The sequence below is a fragment of the Paenibacillus lentus genome (assembly GCF_003931855.1).
GTDB classification, from domain to species: domain Bacteria; phylum Bacillota; class Bacilli; order Paenibacillales; family Paenibacillaceae; genus Fontibacillus; species Fontibacillus lentus.
On sequence record NZ_CP034248.1, the window covers coordinates 1,664,229 to 1,682,690 of the forward strand.

Here is an 18,462-nt window from a genome sequence, read left to right on the forward strand (position 1 = left end):
TAGGCGATCCTTTGTGAGTTGATTTCTTCCTTATATGAATTTATAAGATCAAGAAATCAAGGAGCAACAGAGCGAATAGCCCAAAATGCGAGCGATTATGGTTAAGCTACTAAGAGCACACGGAGGATGCCTAGGCGCTAGGAGCCGACGAAGGACGTGGCGAACAACGAAACTGCCTCGGGGAGCTGTAAGCAAGCTTTGATCCGGGGGTGTCCGAATGGGGAAACCCGGCTGTGGTAATACGCAGTCACTCACATCTGAATACATAGGGTGTGAAGAGGCATACCAGGGGAACTGAAACATCTAAGTACCCTGAGGAAGAGAAAACAAATGCGAATGCTTACGAAGTAGCAATACTTCGTATTGCTTTCAAGTGATTCCGTCAGTAGCGGCGAGCGAACGCGGAACAGCCTAAACCAGAGAGCTTGCTCTCTGGGGTTGTGGGACGTCTCACACGGAGTTACAAAGGAACCGATTAGACGAACAGGTCTGGAAAGGCCGGCCATAGAAGGTAAAAGCCCTGTAATTGAAAGTCTGTTCCCTCCGAGACGGATCCCGAGTAGTGCGGGGCACGTGAAACCCCGTATGAATCTGCCAGGACCATCTGGTAAGGCTAAATACTCCCTAGCGACCGATAGTGAAGCAGTACCGTGAGGGAAAGGTGAAAAGCACCCCGGAAGGGGAGTGAAAAAGAACCTGAAACCGTGTGCTTACAAGAAGTCAGAGCCCTATGCGGAAACTTGTTTCCGCACGGGTGATGGCGTGCCTTTTGTAGAATGAACCGGCGAGTTACGTTCCCGTGCAAGGTTAAGGTGAAGAGCCGAAGCCGCAGCGAAAGCGAGTCTGAATAGGGCGATTTAGTACGTGGACGTAGACCCGAAACCGGGTGATCTACCCCTGTCCAGGGTGAAGGTGCGGTAACACGCACTGGAGGCCCGAACCCACGTATGTTGAAAAATGCGGGGATGAGGTGGGGGTAGCGGAGAAATACCAATCGAACTCGGAGATAGCTGGTTCTCCCCGAAATAGCTTTAGGGCTAGCCTCGGTGAATAGAGTCGTGGAGGTAGAGCACTGATTGGGTGCGGGGCCCGCCAAGGGTTACCAAGCTCAGTCAAACTCCGAATGCCATGGACTTATAACCGGGAGTCAGACAGTGAGTGCTAAGATCCATTGTCAAGAGGGAAACAGCCCAGACCATCAGCTAAGGTCCCCAAGTGTGTGTTAAGTGGGAAAGGATGTGGAGTTGCACAGACAACCAGGATGTTGGCTTAGAAGCAGCCATCATTTAAAGAGTGCGTAATAGCTCACTGGTCGAGTGACTCTGCGCCGAAAATGTAACGGGGCTAAACACACCACCGAAGCTATGGCTTGAATCGACTTCACTGCTTCTTTGAAGCGGTGGATACTACGAGACATTTTTGCCGAAAGCAACCTTTGAAATGGTTCATGGGTTTCGGCCAAATGCTCCAGGGGTTAAACCGATCACTTCGAAGCTGGAGTGAAGTCGATTCAGGGGTAGGGGAGCGTTGTATGTGGATTGAAGTTGGACCGGGAGGACTGGTGGACTGCATACAAGTGAGAATGCCGGTATGAGTAACGAAAAGATCAGTGAGAATCTGATCCGCCGAAAGCCCAAGGTTTCCTGAGGAAGGTTCGTCCGCTCAGGGTAAGTCGGGACCTAAGGCGAGGCCGAAAGGCGTAGTCGAAGGACAACAGGTTGAAATTCCTGTACCACCATAATCCGTTATGAGCGATGGGGTGACGCAGTAGGGTAGTGACGCGAGCTGATGGATGCTCGTCCAAGCAGTGAGGCTGATGTGTAGGCAAATCCGCACATCGTTAAGGCTGGGCTGTGATGGGGAGGGAAAATTTACAGTACCGAAGGTCATGATCTCACACTGCCGAGAAAAGCCTCTAGCCAGGAGAAGGTGCCCGTACCGCAAACCGACACAGGTAGGCGAGAAGAGAATTCTAAGGCGCGCGGAAGAACTCTCGTTAAGGAACTCGGCAAAATGACCCCGTAACTTTGGGAGAAGGGGTGCCCCGGTAGTGTGAATAGCACGAGGGGGCCGCAGTGAAAAGGCCCAAGCGACTGTTTAGCAAAAACACAGGTCTGTGCGAAGCCGTAAGGCGAAGTATACGGGCTGACGCCTGCCCGGTGCTGGAAGGTTAAGGGGAGCGGTTAGGGAGCAATCCCGAAGCTGTGAACCGAAGCCCCAGTAAACGGCGGCCGTAACTATAACGGTCCTAAGGTAGCGAAATTCCTTGTCAGGTAAATTCTGACCCGCACGAATGGCGTAACGACTTGGGCGCTGTCTCAACGAGAGATCCGGTGAAATTTTAATACCTGTGAAGATGCAGGTTACCCGCGACAAGACGGAAAGACCCCATGGAGCTTTACTACAGCTTGATATTGAACTTTGATGCGATTTGTACAGGATAGGTGGGAGCCTAGGAATCCGGAGCGCCAGCTTCGGTGGAGGCATCGTTGGGATACCACCCTGATCGTATCGAAGTTCTAACCTAGGACCGTGATCCGGTTCGGGGACAGTGTCAGGCGGGTAGTTTGACTGGGGCGGTCGCCTCCTAAAGAGTAACGGAGGCGCCCCAAGGTTCCCTCAGAATGGTTGGAAATCATTCGTAGAGTGCAAAGGCAAAAGGGAGCTTGACTGCGAGACTGACAAGTCGAGCAGGGACGAAAGTCGGGCTTAGTGATCCGGTGGTACCGCATGGAAGGGCCATCGCTCAACGGATAAAAGCTACCCTGGGGATAACAGGCTTATCTCCCCCAAGAGTCCACATCGACGGGGAGGTTTGGCACCTCGATGTCGGCTCATCGCATCCTGGGGCTGAAGTAGGTCCCAAGGGTTGGGCTGTTCGCCCATTAAAGCGGTACGCGAGCTGGGTTCAGAACGTCGTGAGACAGTTCGGTCCCTATCTGTCGTGGGCGTAGGAAATTTGAGAGGAGCTGTCCTTAGTACGAGAGGACCGGGATGGACGCACCGCTGGTGCACCAGTTGTTCCGCCAGGAGCATAGCTGGGTAGCTACGTGCGGATGGGATAAACGCTGAAAGCATCTAAGCGTGAAGCCCTCCTCAAGATGAGATTTCCCAATTAGTAAGACCCCTTGAAGACGACGAGGTTGATAGGCCTGAGGTGGAAGTGCAGCAATGTATGGAGCTGACAGGTACTAATCGGTCGAGGGCTTATCCAAACTTTACCCCAAAAAGTGAAGAATAGCTTTGATGCTGATTCCGATTACTTTGCGGGGACCCCGAGAACATTACCAGCCTTGGTAGTGGGGGCTAACACGCAAATGAAGTTTCGTATCCAGTTTTCAGGTGATCAAACATCTGAACTCGTTTGGTGGCAATGGCGGAGGGGTTCCACACGTACCCATCTCGAACACGACCGTTAAGCCCTCCAGCGCCGATGGTACTTGGACCGCAGGGTCCTGGGAGAGTAGGAAGTCGCCAAGCGGATGTTCCCTGATAGCTCAGTCGGTAGAGCACTCGACTGTTAATCGAGTTGTCACAGGTTCGAGTCCTGTTCGGGGAGCCATTTGCTCTCATAGCTCAGTAGGTAGAGTGCATCCATGGTAAGGATGAGGTCACCGGTTCGATCCCGGTTGAGAGCTCCACTGTCTTTGCTTATGAAGTAAATTATCCGGCCCGTTGGTCAAGGGGTTAAGACACCTCCCTTTCACGGAGGTAACAGGGGTTCGAATCCCCTACGGGTCACCACCTTCTTTAATATGCATCATAGGGGTGAGAATCCCTCAGGTGGAAAGCCCACTGCATACATACGGAGGCTTAGCTCAGCTGGGAGAGCATCTGCCTTACAAGCAGAGGGTCAGCGGTTCGATCCCGTTAGCCTCCACCATTAGAAATTTTATTGGGGATTAGCCAAGCGGTAAGGCAACGGACTTTGACTCCGTCATTCATAGGTTCGAATCCTATATCCCCAGCCATTTGCATGAGCCATTAGCTCAGTTGGTAGAGCACCTGACTTTTAATCAGGGTGTCGAAGGTTCGAGTCCTTCATGGCTCACTTTTAAGAAATGCGCGTGTGGCGGAATTGGCAGACGCACTAGACTTAGGATCTAGCGTCTTCGGATGTGGGGGTTCAAGTCCCTCCACGCGCACCAAGTTATGCGGACGTGGCTCAGCGGTAGAGCATCGCCTTGCCAAGGCGAGGGTCGCGGGTTCGATTCCCGTCGTCCGCTCCATATAGATATGCGCCCTTAGCTCAGCTGGATAGAGCGTTTGACTACGAATCAAAAGGTCGGGAGTTCGAATCTCTCAGGGCGTGCCACTTATTTTTAATACATCATTATCGGGACGTAGCTCAGCTTGGTAGAGCACCTGGTTTGGGACCAGGGGGTCGCATGTTCAAATCGTGTCGTCCCGACCATAATGATGCGGGTGTAGTTCAATGGTAGAACTCCAGCCTTCCAAGCTGGTAGCGTGGGTTCGATTCCCATCACCCGCTCCATAAATAAACAACACTGCCTTGTGGGCAGTTTTTTTGTTTTCTGAAGAAGATATTAGTTTGGTTAAATGTATAGCTCCTGCATGAGCGTAAATATCCCGACCCCTCCGATCTAGAACTAAGCTAAGGATGAGCTCTCAACGTTTCAGGCGGGCGGAAGCAGGCGCTCTAGCGTGCCTGTAGTGTTTTCCATAGAGGAAGGAGACGCGCCATATGGGGGAGATGAAAAAGAAAATGTGAAAATCCAATTTGAAACAGCTTAAATTGATTGTTTGCCTGCCATTAGGGCATCAATTTTCCGAGTGTCTAGGATTGTTCTGAGTACTTTAGGCTATGTATGAACAATGCAGCTTGCCGATGCCTCCAGGCGAAAATCCTACAGAAGGCCCATGCAGGATAATAAGGAGGCTTGTATATTGATGAATCTACCTTGTATAGATAAGTCTATAGAGCATGACCTCATGGCTGCGAAAATGAAGTCAATGCATCAGGATTCTTTTACACTTAAAAAGTTACATAAAAATTCATATTCATCACTTGCACCGAGCTCGTTATATAGAGCATTAGGTTGAATTATGCTGAAATGTGTTATTTTCGCCTAAATATACTATTGCATTTTATTGCTTCACCGTGATAAGTTAGGTATTGGACTCTATGAATGTGTAATTTGTATAATTACGGTTGTGATGCATAAATATTAATTTTTCATTGATAAATTCCTGATAGAAAAGGCATCTTATGCGTACAAGTGTATAAAAAGTCAGTATAGGCTATTAACTGCCTAAATTTTTCTGAAACTACTTTACAATAAAGTGAAGATTTTCAGAACAGTTTATTGTATGATAGTAGGAAGGCTTTAGAAAGACGGAATAGGGATGAAATGGGGGAGAAACATGACTGAATTAACAGTGACCGCAGGCAAAAGCAATTCAAATAACCTGCTTCGGCGCGACATCCGTTTTTTGGGCAATATTCTAGGAGAGGTCCTGGTTCATCAGGGCGGTAATGAGCTCTTGGATATTGTCGAGAAGATTCGTGAAGCCAGTAAATCGCTGCGGGCTGTATTTTTACCGGAATTGCATGATGAATTTAAAGATATGATTAATTCTCTTGAACCCGACATTCGTCACCAAGTAATCCGTGCATTCGCTATTTATTTTCAATTGGTCAATATTGCAGAGCAGAACCATCGAATTCGCCGGAGAAGAGACTTGGAACGATCAGCGGGCGAATCAGTTCAATCAGGTTCAATTGAAGCCTCTGTAAGGGATCTGAAGGAACGTGGATTCAATTATGCGGAAGCTCAGGAAATTCTGGAAGGAATGTCTTTGGAACTAGTGATGACGGCTCATCCAACGGAGGCGATGCGCCGGGCCATCCTGGACATTCATAAGCGGATTGCTGACGATGTCATGCAGTTAGATAATCCAACGCTAACCTTCCGTGAGCGAGAGCAGCTCCGCGAGAAGCTGCTTAATGAAGTGATTACGCTTTGGCAAACTGATGAATTACGGGATCGTAAACCAACGGTTATCGATGAAGTACGTAATGGAATGTATTATTTCCATGAGACTCTTTTCCAGGTACTTCCTGAGGTATATTTGGAGTTAGAGAGATGCTTAAGCAAATACTACCCAGAGCATTTGTGGCACGTGCCTACCTATCTACGTTTTGGATCGTGGATTGGCGGAGACCGAGATGGCAACCCATCCGTGACGGCTGATGTGACGTGGCAGACGCTGAAAATGCAGCGCAAGCTCGTTGTACGCGAATACCAGCGTTGTCTGGCAGAGCTGTTTAAGCATTTAAGCTTCAGTACGACAATCGTGGATGTTACGAACGAACTGGAAGCTTCGATCCAAAGGGATCGTCTACAGGTTACCTTGCACAAGACGCCGCAATGGCTCAATGAGAAGGAACCATATCGGGTTAAGCTTACTTATATGACGGAAAAGCTCCATAACTTGCTGGATGATTCCAAAAAGGGCACACCGGAGCGTTATGCGAACGTCAACGAGCTTATTCAAGATCTGAGAATCATCGACCGCAGCTTGCGTCATCATTATGCAGATTACGTTGCGGATACACATATTCAGAAAATGATCCGTCAAGTGGAACTGTTTGGTTTCCATACGGCGACACTAGATATTCGTCAGCATAGTCAGGAACATGAGAATGCCATGACGGAAATATTGGCGAACATGAACATTGTAAGTAATTACGCTGAATTGCAGGAAGAAGAGAAGATTAAGCTGCTTGAACAACTGCTCAACGATCCTCGTCCTCTAACTTCCCCTTATCAGGAGTACAGCGAGAGTACTACAGAGTGTCTGAATGTATACCGTACCGTATTCCGAGCTCAGCAGGAATTCGGAAATCAGTGTATTACCAGCTACTTGATTAGTATGACGGAAGCAGCAAGTGACATTCTTGAGGTTATGGTCTTTTCGAAAGAGGTAGGGTTGTTCCGGAAGGAAGCGGATGGCACGGTTGTCTGTACCCTTCAGTCTGTGCCACTGTTCGAGACAATTGATGATCTTCATGCTGCGCCTGGAATTATGAGCACCTTGTTCAGTATGCCGATTTATCGTCAGTCGATAACAGCTATGAATGACCTACAGGAGATTATGCTTGGTTATTCTGACAGCAATAAAGACGGCGGAGTAGTGACAGCAAACTGGGAGTTGCGGGTTGCTCTGAAGCAGATTACCGCGGCAGCTAATGATTTCGGCGTGAAGCTGAAGTTTTTCCATGGACGCGGTGGGGCGTTAGGACGCGGAGGAATGCCGCTGAACCGCAGTATTCTGGTCCAACCGGCGTCAACGATCGGTGGAGGTATTAAGATTACGGAGCAAGGCGAGGTTATATCTTCCCGTTACTCCTTGAAAGGCATCGCTTATCGCAGCTTGGAGCAGGCTACCTCAGCCTTAATTACCGCGGCGATCAATGCCAAGCTTCATCAAGATAACGACGAGAACGAACAAAAGTGGGAAGAGATTAGTGCGGGTATTTCTGAGACTTCATTGAAAAAGTATCAGGACTTGGTATTCCGTGAGCCGGATTTCCTGAAATACTTCAAGGAATCTACACCTCTACTGGAAGTCGGCGAACTGAATATCGGATCCAGACCATCGAAACGAAGAAATAGTGATCGTTTTGAGGATCTACGTGCTATTCCATGGGTGTTCGCCTGGACGCAGAGCCGATATCTGTTCCCGGCTTGGTATGCGGCTGGAACTGGATTGTACCATTTCTATCAGGGTAAGGAAGAAAATCTGAAAGTACTGCAAGAAATGTATGAGAATTTCTCTTTCTTCCGTTCGGTTATCGACACACTTCAATTCGCGATCGTCAAGGCTGATTTAGTCATTGCCAAAGAATATGCTGCAATGTGCAGTGATGAAGAAATAAGAGATCGTATTTTCAAACAGATCGAAGAGGAGTTCCATTTGACGAAGGATATGATTCTGAAGATTACAGGACAAACGGACATTCTGGGTCATAATCCGGGACTTCAGGAATCCATTCGCCAGCGTAATCCTTATATCGATCCATTAAGTTATTTGCAGGTACAACTGCTGAGTGAACTCCGCGCAATTCGTGAGAAGGATCAGGATGATCCGATTCTTTTGCGTGAAGTATTGCTTACCATTAATGGAATTGCCGCCGGCCTTAGAAATACAGGCTGATAACGAGATTCAGTTACAACAAACAAGCCGGAAACCTCCCATGACGAGGAACCGGCTTGTTTTAAATTTACATATCTTCTTTCAAAAGATTTGACGTTTTAAAAGGCTTTCCGAGATAGCATATCTTGCTTTTTGGACAAACATGAATTAACATTTGGAATGAAGTGCCGCCGGTATAGATGCCTCGTTATTAATGGCGCCGATGGCCGGACTGGCAGGGTGAAGAATTGAAGCCCGTCCATGAATCTGGGGGAAATTCAATGGTAGATCATTTTGATGTGAGATTAGTGAAGCTAGCCCGCCAAGGGGATCAGGAATCTTTTGCTGACCTTGTGGATTTATATAAGGATAGAATATTTCATCTGGCCTACCGTATGCTGTCGAACCGTCATGAATCGGAGGACATCGTGCAGGAGACGTTTTTACGTGTCTATAAAAACTGGCACCGCTATGATGAGAAGCAGAAGTTTTCTACGTGGCTGTACCGAATAGCCACCAATTTATGCATAGACAGACTTCGCAAGCGCAAGCCGAATTACTACTTGGATGCGGAGATGAACGATCAGGAGGGTTTAGACGGTTACACTCTGATTCCAGGGGATGAACGGACGCCCGAAAGTGAATACCTGCTCTCTGAGACACAGCAGATGATTCATAATGCGATTGAAGGATTGCCGGCAAAATACAAATCAGTCATCATGTTAAGATATTTGCAGGAGTTGTCGCTAAACGAAATTAGCGAGGTGCTGGATATGCCAGTCACTACGGTCAAAACGCGACTCCATCGAGGACGCGAGTTTTTACGTAAAAAGTTGCAGCATAAAGTTCTATAGTCTTTTACCATATAGCAGGAAATATTTAGTTTTTTGAAACGTTATGCTGGACAGAACGTATTGTATGGTAGGACGACTAATTAAGCCGTGGTTTTTGGTTTTGCATAGATTTTACTGAAAGGACTGGCTGATATGGATTGCAAACAAGCCACCTCATTAATGCATGAGTATTTAGATGACGAGTTGTTTGGGGAAGAGGTATTGTCACTCAAAAGTCATCTTCAGGAATGTCCATCCTGCCAGATGCATTTTAAGGAACTAGAGCAAACGGAAATGATGTTGTTTGCGACTTTTAAGCAATCTTCGTTCTCTGCTTCCGACGAGCTGGTAGACCGGATTATGAGTACCATTCCCAGTCAACACAAACAGCGCGCTTGGCTCCAATGGGTCAAGAGGCACCCTGCTTTAACGGCGGCCGCGATGTTCTTGTTAGTGATGCTGTTCAGCGCCCTATCCTTGTGGAATAGTGATGATCAGCTTGTAGTAAAAGGGAAGGATCTGGATCAGGTTGTGATCAACGGCAGGACTGTAACAGTTCCAAGTGGCTCTAAGGTAGCCGGCAACTTAACTGTAGAAAATGGCACGGCAGAAATCTACGGTGAAGTAGAAGGAAATCTTACAGTTATCGATGGCTCGTATTATCAGGCTTCCACCGCAAAAATTTTAGGTGAGATCAAGAGCATCGATCAAGCGTTGGATTGGATTTGGTACAGGATTACGAATACTTTTACGGAAGTCGCCTACAGGTAGTGACATAGTAGTTAAGGGTAAATTATTGGCGCCTCCCCTACTGGGATCAAGGCGCTTTTTATTTTTTTGTATTAAAGGGAATTACTGCATAGACAGACGAAAGATGCTATTTCTCGCGAGTACTTGCATCTGGATTGTGAACGTTATAACCTAGAGTTTAAGGGGAAAATATATATAGAAGCAGTTTCACCGATCGATGCGAGTACATAAATGTTTCTTTGTTGGCGACTGAAGTTAACGGAGAGATAACCGGGGGTTGCACCATGAACTATTTTGCAAATTTAACTTGGCAGGATACCATTAAGGATATTATCGATATACTTATCGTTACTTATATCATTTATCACCTTATACTGTTGGTGCGTGGTACTCGGGCGGTTCAACTGCTTAAGGGGATTCTATTTCTTGTTGTCATCTGGGCTGTGAGCACCTGGTTTGATTTATATACGTTGAAATGGCTTATGAACCAAATGTTTACGTTTGGTGTGCTGGCGATCTTTATTATATTTCAGCCTGAGCTTAGACGGGCTCTAGAGCAGCTTGGCCGTGGCAAACTATTTGGAAGAAGCACGGTGGATGAAGAGGCATTCGGTAAGGAAGTAAATGAAATTATTAAGGCCATTAATTATTTATCACGTAGAAAAATCGGAGCGCTTATCGTATTTGAAAGGGATACTGGTTTAAATGAATATACGGAATCAGGCATACCGATGCAATCCATGATTTCATCCCAGCTGTTGATTAATATATTTATTCCAAATACTCCGCTCCATGACGGAGCTGTAATTATACAGGGGCACCGAATTGCTGCGGCGGCCTGTTATTTGCCGCTGTCAGAGAACCCTTTTATTAGTAAGGAATTGGGGACACGTCACCGTGCAGCGATTGGGATCAGTGAAGTCGGAGACGCGATTTCCATTATTGTTTCTGAGGAGACTGGGCAGATCTCCTTAGCGGTAGACGGTCAGGTTGTTCGTGACATTAATGAGGAGTCATTAATTTCGAAGCTGTATGAAGAGTTGGGGCCGAATTCAAGCCCGGTTGAGAAGCGTACGCCTTTCTGGAAGAAGAAGGAGGGCGGGAAGAATGGATAAATGGCTGAGCCATAACAATGTTGCTAAAGTGATCGCACTAATAGTTAGTATCATTTTATGGGCAATGGTGCATCTGGACAGCGGTACACCTGTTGCGCCAACACCTGTAGTAAATACGAAAGTGATTCCCAACGTTAAAATTCAAGTTGTGGGCTTTGATAGCGACAATTATGTCCTAGCCGGGCTCGAGACCGATAAGGTTAGGTTAGAGGTGCGGGGAAAACGCACAGATATTACGACGAATTTCTCCGATTATAAGGTCAAACTTGACTTGAGTGATGTGGAGCCAGGCACGTCGTCCCAGCCACTCACCCATGAGCTGCCGCCGGGAGTCCAGCTAGTTTCCATGAGTCCGTCGATTGTTAAAGTTACGATTGAGGCAAAGCAGTCAAAGGACGTTACTGTTAATATCGTTACCAAGGGGCAGCCGGCACAAGGCATGCAGTTAGGGTCTCCGGTCGTGTCTGGATCCGGGGTAGTTCGAGTGACCCTGCCTGAGAGTGAATTAGTGGAACTAGGGCGAGTGCAAGGCGTTGTGGATATTAACGGTATAGCAGAGCCTATTAAGGGGAAAAGCGTAAAGCTGGTCGCTTATGACAAGCAGGGACGCGAAATGAAGAATGCTAGAATTGTACCTTCATCGGTGGATGTGGATATACCAATTACAAAGCTGTACAAGAATGTCCCGCTAGAAATTAGAGAAGTCGGACAATTGCCGGATGGACTGGTCGTCTCCAGTGTGGAGAGCGATGTTAACGGTGTAGCTATATATGGGTCTAAAGAAGTGATAGACGGTATTTCTTCGTACTCAGTTTTTGTAGATTTAAGTCAATTCAAAGGAACTAATCAAACTAGGTATACAGTGGACTTGACTCCACCCGAAGGTTCTGAGAAAATCGAGCCTAGCTCCGTTACGATTACCGTTAAAGTGGAACCGCCTGGCGAAAAGCAGATTAACAATATTCCGATTACCCTTAAGCAGGATAATCAGCAGCTGACAGCGACGATTCTTGAACCGGCAGAGAACAAGATCTCACTTCAGGTTTTGGGGGCTCAAGAAGTACTTGATAAGCTGAAGCCGGAGGATATTAAGATTACTGCCGATTTATCAGGTCTAGGGCCGGGAACGCATATGGTTCCCGTTGAAATTACATTGCCGCTTCACGTCGGACTTGCCGAGAGCGATAACTCCAGGCAAATCAGCGTGGAAATTGTAGAGAATGTCGAGCCGGCTCAAACGGAGCCCGAAGTGCAGCCGGATTCAAATTCCGCCAATGATGAGGATGCTGTAGTTTCCCCATCGGAGAATGTAGAAGGGGATAATAATGGCGAAACAAATGTTGGCGGGTAACAGAAGTAGTATGTTTGCCGTAAAATAACGATAGCGGCATCAATCTCACATAACGTAGAAGGAGTGAAATCATGGGAAAGTATTTTGGAACGGATGGAGTACGTGGAGTTGCAAATAAGGAACTGACAGCAGAATTGGCATACAAAATTGGTCGCTGTGGAGGATATGTTCTGGCAGGTCAAGCTCCGAAACCCAAAGTAGTGATCGGGATGGATACCCGGATTTCCGGTGTCATGCTGGAGTCGGCGCTTGTAGCAGGGCTATTGTCCATTGGAGCAGATGTTGTTCGCTTAGGAGTTGTCTCGACACCGGCAGTCGCCTTCCTGACTCAAAAGCTGGGGGCGGATGCAGGCGTCATGATTTCAGCTTCACATAATCCGGTTCAGGATAATGGCATTAAATTTTTTGGTAGTGATGGATACAAGCTGTCAGACGAGACAGAATTGCAAATCGAAGAGCTGATGGACAAGGAAGTTGATGAGCTTCCGCGACCGATCGGCGATGCTCTCGGCAGCGTAACGATAGATACGGAGTCTAAGCTGAAGTATTTGGAGTTTTTAAAATCTACGATTACCTCTTCTTTCAAGGGTCTTAAAGTGGTGCTAGATTGCGCGAATGGAGCAGCTTATGAGCTTGCGCCACGCTTGTTCAAAGAGTTGGGTGCAGAGGTGCATACGATTGCTGCTGAACCTAACGGGCTGAACATCAACGATCATTGCGGATCGACCCATCCAGAGGAGCTGAAGAAAGAGGTTGTACGTCTTGGCGCCGATCTGGGCCTTGCCTTTGACGGTGATGCGGACCGGCTTATTGCTATTGATGATAAGGGTGAAGAGATAGATGGCGACTATATCCTTTGCATTTGCGGTGATGCGATGAACCGTGCTGGAAAATTGAAGGATAGTACTGTCGTGACTACCGTCATGAGCAACTTCGGATTTTATAAGGCAGCGAAGAAGCTTGGACTGAATACTGCTCAGACTGCAGTAGGTGACCGCTATGTGATGGCGGAGATGCGCCGCGGCGGGTATAAGCTGGGCGGGGAGCAATCCGGGCATGTGATTTTCCTCGATTACAGCACAACGGGGGACGGCATTCTAACAGCGATCCAATTGGTCGATACTTTAGTTGCTTCCGGTAAATCTCTCAGCGAGCTAAGACAGGTCATGAGACAGTATCCTCAAGTGCTGGTGAATGTGCGCGTACAGGATAAGAGCAAGTATGAAGGCAATGAAGCAATAGGTAAAGCTGTGGCTGCAGTCGAAAGCCAGCTTGCGGACAATGGACGGGTGCTTGTGCGTCCTTCCGGCACGGAGTCCCTGATTCGGGTTATGGCCGAGGGGCCGGACAAAGGGGAGCTTCAGCAGCTTGTTTCGCAAATTGTGTCCGTTGTCGAGGCGGAGCTAGTATAATATATTTTAAAGGACTATTTACGTAATTTTGTATGATGACCGCTGGGACAGGAGGCACCTGTTTCAGCGGTTTTTATTTTGGGTAGCTTGCAGATATGATCGGAGTAGAATGGGCTGTGTAAAGGCATGGGAGAAGCATGGGAGAAGCACGGGGAAAAGTACGATCAGGGCAGGATAAGAGAACGATTAGAGAGCAGTAAGAGCATAAAAATAGTGCAATAAGAGCAGGGGGAGTAGATAGGACCAATTAAGAAGTGTAGTGCAAGGACACAGCAAGACCGGGACAAGTAGATTATTGCCAAATGGTTCGCAGTTGCATATAATAAGCATATTCAAAAAAAGAAAGCGAGGATCGTGAGGTTTCTAGCAATATAAGCGCCAGAGCTTCAACTGCGCGAGGTTATGATTTATGTGCCGGTGATTTGCGATGAATCAATTATAGATGGTGAGTGATGTGGGCATCGGGAGATAGTGAAGCTCGCTTAGGCATCGACTAGCAATGATCCTACATAAGATCATGACTCGGCAATAGAAGCTGACGAGGTGGAGGTGTTCGAAATGTTCGGCGGGGACCTCCCGGTATTTCATCCATACCGTGACCGAGGAAGTCAAAAGGAACGGGCAACTGTTCTCACAAACTTCCCGGAAGGATGCTGGAGAGTAACGATAAATATTCATGAATGTGCGAAAGAAAGTGCGGGAGAACCGCAGTGCGAAGAGAAATGGACATTCATGAAAATGCCTGGATACTTTCAGACTTTTCTTATTGTTTTCATATATTTAATTTTTGACAATTGAATATGTTGTCTCTGTGTACTGCGGTGTAAATCTTCCGTTTCCTTTCATTTCGAGCACATCAATTCTGAGATGATGAAACGGAGGATATATAAATATGTGTGGGATTGTTGGATATATTGGGAAGAGAGACACGCAAACCGTATTGATCGAAGGACTGAAGAAGCTGGAGTACCGGGGCTATGATTCTGCAGGTATCGCCGTATTTACGCCGGAAGGCCTGAAAATCACCAAGTCGATCGGACGTTTGGCCAACTTGGAATCCAAGCTGGAGAATACTCCGCTTGTAGGTACAGCCGGCATTGGACATACCCGTTGGGCAACTCATGGCAAGCCGTCGGATGTGAATTCGCATCCGCATACCGATCATAGCCAGAAGTTCTCCATTGTGCACAACGGAATCGTTGAGAACTATTTGGAGTTAAAGGAAGAGTTGATCAGCCAAGGGTACGAGTTTGTTTCCGAGACGGATACGGAGGTCATTTCCCATTTGGTCGCTCGTGAATACGATGGAGACATCGTTAAGGCGGTTCAGAAGGCTATCGGTTATATGCGCGGTGCTTTTGCGCTCGGTGTGCTGACGGAATATGAACCGAACAAGCTTGTTGCCGTACGTCAAGCGAGTCCGCTGATTATCGGGCTTGGTGAAGGTGAGAACTTCATCGGCTCAGACATTCCTGCCATTTTAAATTATACGCGTAAAATATATATTTTGAATGACGGTGAGATGGCCGTTCTGACAGAAGATACTGTCGAATTAATGACCATCGAGGGGAATTTTATTTCTCGGGAAATGATTTCTGTCGATTGGGATGCAGTAACTGCGGAAAAGGGCGGTTTCGATCATTTCATGCTGAAGGAAATTCACGAGCAGCCTAAGGCGTATCGTGATACGATGAGAGGCCGCATTACTGGAGATGGACGCAAGGTCATCTTCCCGGATTTAAAGCTGACAGAAGAAAAAATACGCAGTCTGAACAGTATTCACATCGTAGCCTGTGGCACAGCATTTAATGCTGGGCTTGTGGGCGGCACGGCCATCGAGCAGCTCGTTCGTATTCCAGTGATGAACGATGTTGCTTCCGAATACCGTTATCGCTCGCCTCTGATCACGCCAGAGACACTTGTGATCGTTGTCAGCCAATCCGGTGAAACAGCAGATACATTGGCTGCGCTGCGTGAAGCTCGTGCGAATGGGGCCCATGTGCTCGCGATTACAAACGTGGTTGGCAGCTCAATCGCACGCGATGCGGACGATGTTATTGCTACGTTGGCTGGACCGGAGATTGCTGTTGCTTCGACAAAAGCATACACCTCTCAACTGATCGCGTTCTACCTGCTTAGCTTGTATATGGCTCAAGTACGTGGCACACAAAGCGAGGACGAAGTTGCTCATATTATCGCGGCGATGCAGTCCCTGCCTGAGCAAGTAGAGAGTATGCTGGATAACGCAGATACAGTGAAAGCTTATGCCGAGCAAATTGCTGATCATGAGCATCTGTTCTTTATCGGACGCGGTCTGGATTACTCCGTCGTACAAGAAGGATCACTGAAGCTGAAGGAGATTTCTTATATCCATTCTGAAGCTTATGCAGCCGGAGAATTGAAGCACGGTACGCTTGCATTGATCGAAGAAGGCGTTCCCGTGATTGCGCTGGTCACGCAAGATAACGTGCTGGAGAAGACCGTTAGCAACATCAAGGAAGTGAAAGCACGCGGTGCGGAGGTCATGGCTATCACCCATGAGGAGCATGTTGCAGACTTGCTGAAGTCTGTCGATCAAGCGCTCTCCATTCCGAAGACGCTGCCGATGCTTACTCCGGCGCTGTCAGTAGTGCCTTTGCAGCTCCTTGCTTACTACGCTGCCCTGGCTCGCGGCAATGATGTCGACAAGCCGCGCAACCTGGCGAAGAGCGTGACGGTGGAGTAGAGGAGAGGTTAGAAACAATTGTCTTGTCCGGTGATAAAAAAGTCGTGAACCAGTAAAAGATGTCATGAACCAGTAAGAAAGTTGTGAACTAGTAAAGAACCGATAAGCAAGATGATTGAACATTTAAAAGGGAGCCCGAGAGAAAAATCGGCGCTCCCTTTTAATTTGTGTAGAAGTTAATTTTTATGCAGGGTAGATCCCCCAAATCAGCCGACACCCTCCCTGAATGTCGACACGAGTCGAATTCCTCGATTGATGGCAAACCATTCCCCAGCGTATCTTTTCCATTCGCTCTTTTTAGGCAAAATACAAATACCTTATGCTAGGAAGGCTAAATTTAACCGGTATTTTACTATATTTAACCAAGAATTTACTATATTTAACTAAAGATTTACTATACATTCTTCGAAATTTTGATATAATTCTACCTAGGTCAACTTTCCAATTATGCTAGAAAATAGAATTAGAGGGTTTTTATAGCTGTGTGGGCTGTGCGCGAAAGACCAGTTTACTGGCTACCCAGTAAGCCGGCATGCGTGGACCGACAATTATGGAAAATGACAGCCGAGAATATGTTGCTCCATGACATCAGAAGGTTCAGAAAGGTTGAAACCAACCATATCCCAATTCCGATGGAGGATGAAGCGCGTGAGTATTTTTGAAAAGTTGGAGTCCAACGTAAGATCTTACTGCAGAAGCTTTCCGGTGGTATTCGACCGGGCCAAGGGGGACCTGTTATATTCTGAGGACGGAAGAGCATATATTGATTTTTTTGCAGGTGCCGGGGCACTGAATTACGGTCATAACAACGATTATATCAAGGACCGGGTTCTTGATTACTTGACCTCCGACCGGATTATGCATGGTCTGGACATGTATACAATGGCCAAGCGCGAATTTATCCAGAGCTTCTCGGAGCGGATCCTGAAGCCGAAGAAGCTGAATTACAAGCTTCAATTCTGCGGTCCGACGGGGACGAACGCGGTGGAAGCGGCTCTGAAGCTCGCACGCAAGGCGAAGAAGAGAAACGGGATATTCGCATTCATGGGCGGCTTCCACGGCATGTCGCTCGGCAGCTTGTCGGCGACAAGCTCCAAGTCCATGAGGGAAGGGGCGGGGCTTCCTCTGGACGGAGTTACGTTCATGCCGCACCCGAGCGGCGCTTTCGCAGAAATGGATACGCTCGGCTATATTGAGAATATCCTGACTGATTCGCACTCCGGAATAGACAAGCCCGCCGCCATCCTGCTTGAAACGGTACAAGCCGAAGGTGGAATTCACGTCGTTGATGTGGAGTGGTTGCGTGAGCTGCAGCAGCTTTGCCGTAGACACGATATCTTGCTCATTACCGATGAGATTCAAGTCGGCTGCGGCCGGACAGGCGAATTCTTCTCGTTCGAACGTGCGGGGATCGAACCGGATCTTATTACCCTGTCGAAGTCGATTAGTGGGTACGGCCTGCCAATGTCCCTCCTGCTGCTGAAGCCCGAACTGGATCTCTGGTCGCCGGGTGAGCACAACGGCACCTTCCGCGGTAATCAGCTGGCTTTTGTAGCCGCCAAGGCGGCTCTCGAGTTTCGGGACAGATCCGCCCTGGAAGCCCAGGTAAAGCAGAAGGAAGAGTTTGTGCGCTCGTTCCTTGAGAAAGAAATCAAGCCTCTGCATCCGTCCATTTCCATCCGCGGACTCGGCCTGATCTGGGGCATTGACGTCTCGGGCTTCACGGATGAAGCCGGGGCGAAGCGGATGACGGAGATCAGCTTCGAGAAGGGGCTCATCATTGAAAGAGCTGGCAGAGGAGACCGCGTGCTGAAGATCATGCCTCCGCTAACCGTCTCGATGGAGCATCTTTCCGCCGGCTGCGACATTATCAAGTCCAGTATGCAGCAGGTGATCTCTCAGGAGACTCAGGATTTTCTACTAACGACCTAGTAGGCTCGGCTAGGTCGGTGGCTGCCTCGGTAAGAGGCACGGAAGTGCCTTCTGGGGAGGACGTGCGTCTTTGATGTTTAGATAACGTTTTCACCCGTTGGAAGATATTCTCCCCGTGCTGCCTGCGGTACCGTCAGGCAGCATGGAAATTCACCGTGAATCCAAGAGCTGTCCCGTTCATGCC

The 18,462-nt window shown here is 47.9% G+C and carries 8 protein-coding genes, 11 tRNA genes and 2 rRNA genes; all 21 read left to right on the top strand.

The window, feature by feature from the left end:
* Positions 1 to 99: 99 nt before the first annotated feature.
* The 21 genes from EIM92_RS07475 to ectB all read left to right on the top strand — a co-directional run bounded on the left by EIM92_RS07475 (position 100) and on the right by ectB (position 18,278).
* A 23S ribosomal RNA gene (locus EIM92_RS07475) occupies positions 100 to 3,215 on the top strand.
* A gap of 148 nt (positions 3,216 to 3,363) precedes the next feature.
* Positions 3,364 to 3,480 (top strand): 5S ribosomal RNA (gene rrf, locus EIM92_RS07480).
* A gap of 6 nt (positions 3,481 to 3,486) precedes the next feature.
* Positions 3,487 to 3,562 (top strand) — tRNA-Asn (locus EIM92_RS07485).
* Between the two features lie 3 nt (positions 3,563 to 3,565).
* Positions 3,566 to 3,641 (top strand) — tRNA-Thr (locus tag EIM92_RS07490).
* 28 nt (positions 3,642 to 3,669) lie between these two features.
* Positions 3,670 to 3,744 (top strand) — tRNA-Glu (locus tag EIM92_RS07495).
* A 63-nt stretch (positions 3,745 to 3,807) separates the two neighbouring features.
* A tRNA-Val gene (locus EIM92_RS07500) sits at positions 3,808 to 3,883 on the top strand.
* A 13-nt stretch (positions 3,884 to 3,896) separates the two neighbouring features.
* A tRNA-Gln gene (locus tag EIM92_RS07505) sits at positions 3,897 to 3,971 on the top strand.
* A gap of 7 nt (positions 3,972 to 3,978) precedes the next feature.
* A tRNA-Lys gene (locus EIM92_RS07510) sits at positions 3,979 to 4,051 on the top strand.
* 12 nt (positions 4,052 to 4,063) lie between these two features.
* Positions 4,064 to 4,148 (top strand) — tRNA-Leu (locus tag EIM92_RS07515).
* 6 nt (positions 4,149 to 4,154) lie between these two features.
* Positions 4,155 to 4,229: transfer RNA gene (locus EIM92_RS07520), tRNA-Gly, on the top strand.
* Between the two features lie 9 nt (positions 4,230 to 4,238).
* Positions 4,239 to 4,315: transfer RNA gene (locus EIM92_RS07525), tRNA-Arg, on the top strand.
* A gap of 22 nt (positions 4,316 to 4,337) precedes the next feature.
* Positions 4,338 to 4,414, top strand: a tRNA-Pro gene (locus tag EIM92_RS07530).
* Between the two features lie 7 nt (positions 4,415 to 4,421).
* Positions 4,422 to 4,495, top strand: a tRNA-Gly gene (locus EIM92_RS07535).
* A gap of 890 nt (positions 4,496 to 5,385) precedes the next feature.
* Positions 5,386 to 8,181: a phosphoenolpyruvate carboxylase gene (ppc, locus tag EIM92_RS07540; protein WP_125082136.1), complete on the top strand. Its 2,796-nt coding sequence runs from the start codon at positions 5,386 to 5,388 to the stop codon at positions 8,179 to 8,181.
* Between the two features lie 260 nt (positions 8,182 to 8,441).
* The gene (gene sigW / locus EIM92_RS07545; protein ID WP_125082137.1) at positions 8,442 to 9,014 is read left to right on the top strand and encodes an RNA polymerase sigma factor SigW; all 573 of its coding nucleotides are present in this window, start codon (positions 8,442 to 8,444) and stop codon (positions 9,012 to 9,014) included.
* Positions 9,015 to 9,146: 132 nt separating this feature from the next.
* Positions 9,147 to 9,764: a zf-HC2 domain-containing protein gene (locus tag EIM92_RS07550; RefSeq protein ID WP_125082138.1), complete on the top strand. Its 618-nt coding sequence runs from the start codon at positions 9,147 to 9,149 to the stop codon at positions 9,762 to 9,764.
* Between the two features lie 263 nt (positions 9,765 to 10,027).
* Positions 10,028 to 10,858: a diadenylate cyclase CdaA gene (gene cdaA, locus EIM92_RS07555; protein WP_125082139.1), complete on the top strand. Its 831-nt coding sequence runs from the start codon at positions 10,028 to 10,030 to the stop codon at positions 10,856 to 10,858.
* Entirely contained in the window at positions 10,851 to 12,209 is a 1,359-nt protein-coding gene (locus EIM92_RS07560; protein WP_125082140.1) for a CdaR family protein, read from the top strand. Before cdaA ends, EIM92_RS07560 begins: the two co-directional genes overlap by 8 nt.
* Before the next feature lie 71 nt (positions 12,210 to 12,280).
* Complete coding sequence (glmM, locus tag EIM92_RS07565) at positions 12,281 to 13,621, top strand: phosphoglucosamine mutase (protein WP_125082141.1); 1,341 nt, start codon at positions 12,281 to 12,283, stop codon at positions 13,619 to 13,621.
* 892 nt (positions 13,622 to 14,513) lie between these two features.
* The gene (glmS, locus tag EIM92_RS07570; RefSeq protein WP_125082142.1) at positions 14,514 to 16,346 is read left to right on the top strand and encodes a glutamine--fructose-6-phosphate transaminase (isomerizing); all 1,833 of its coding nucleotides are present in this window, start codon (positions 14,514 to 14,516) and stop codon (positions 16,344 to 16,346) included.
* 648 nt (positions 16,347 to 16,994) lie between these two features.
* Positions 16,995 to 18,278 (top strand): diaminobutyrate--2-oxoglutarate transaminase, encoded by a 1,284-nt coding sequence (gene ectB, locus EIM92_RS07580; RefSeq protein WP_125082143.1) that lies wholly within the window; start codon positions 16,995 to 16,997, stop codon positions 18,276 to 18,278.
* The last annotated feature ends 184 nt before the right edge of the window (positions 18,279 to 18,462 follow it).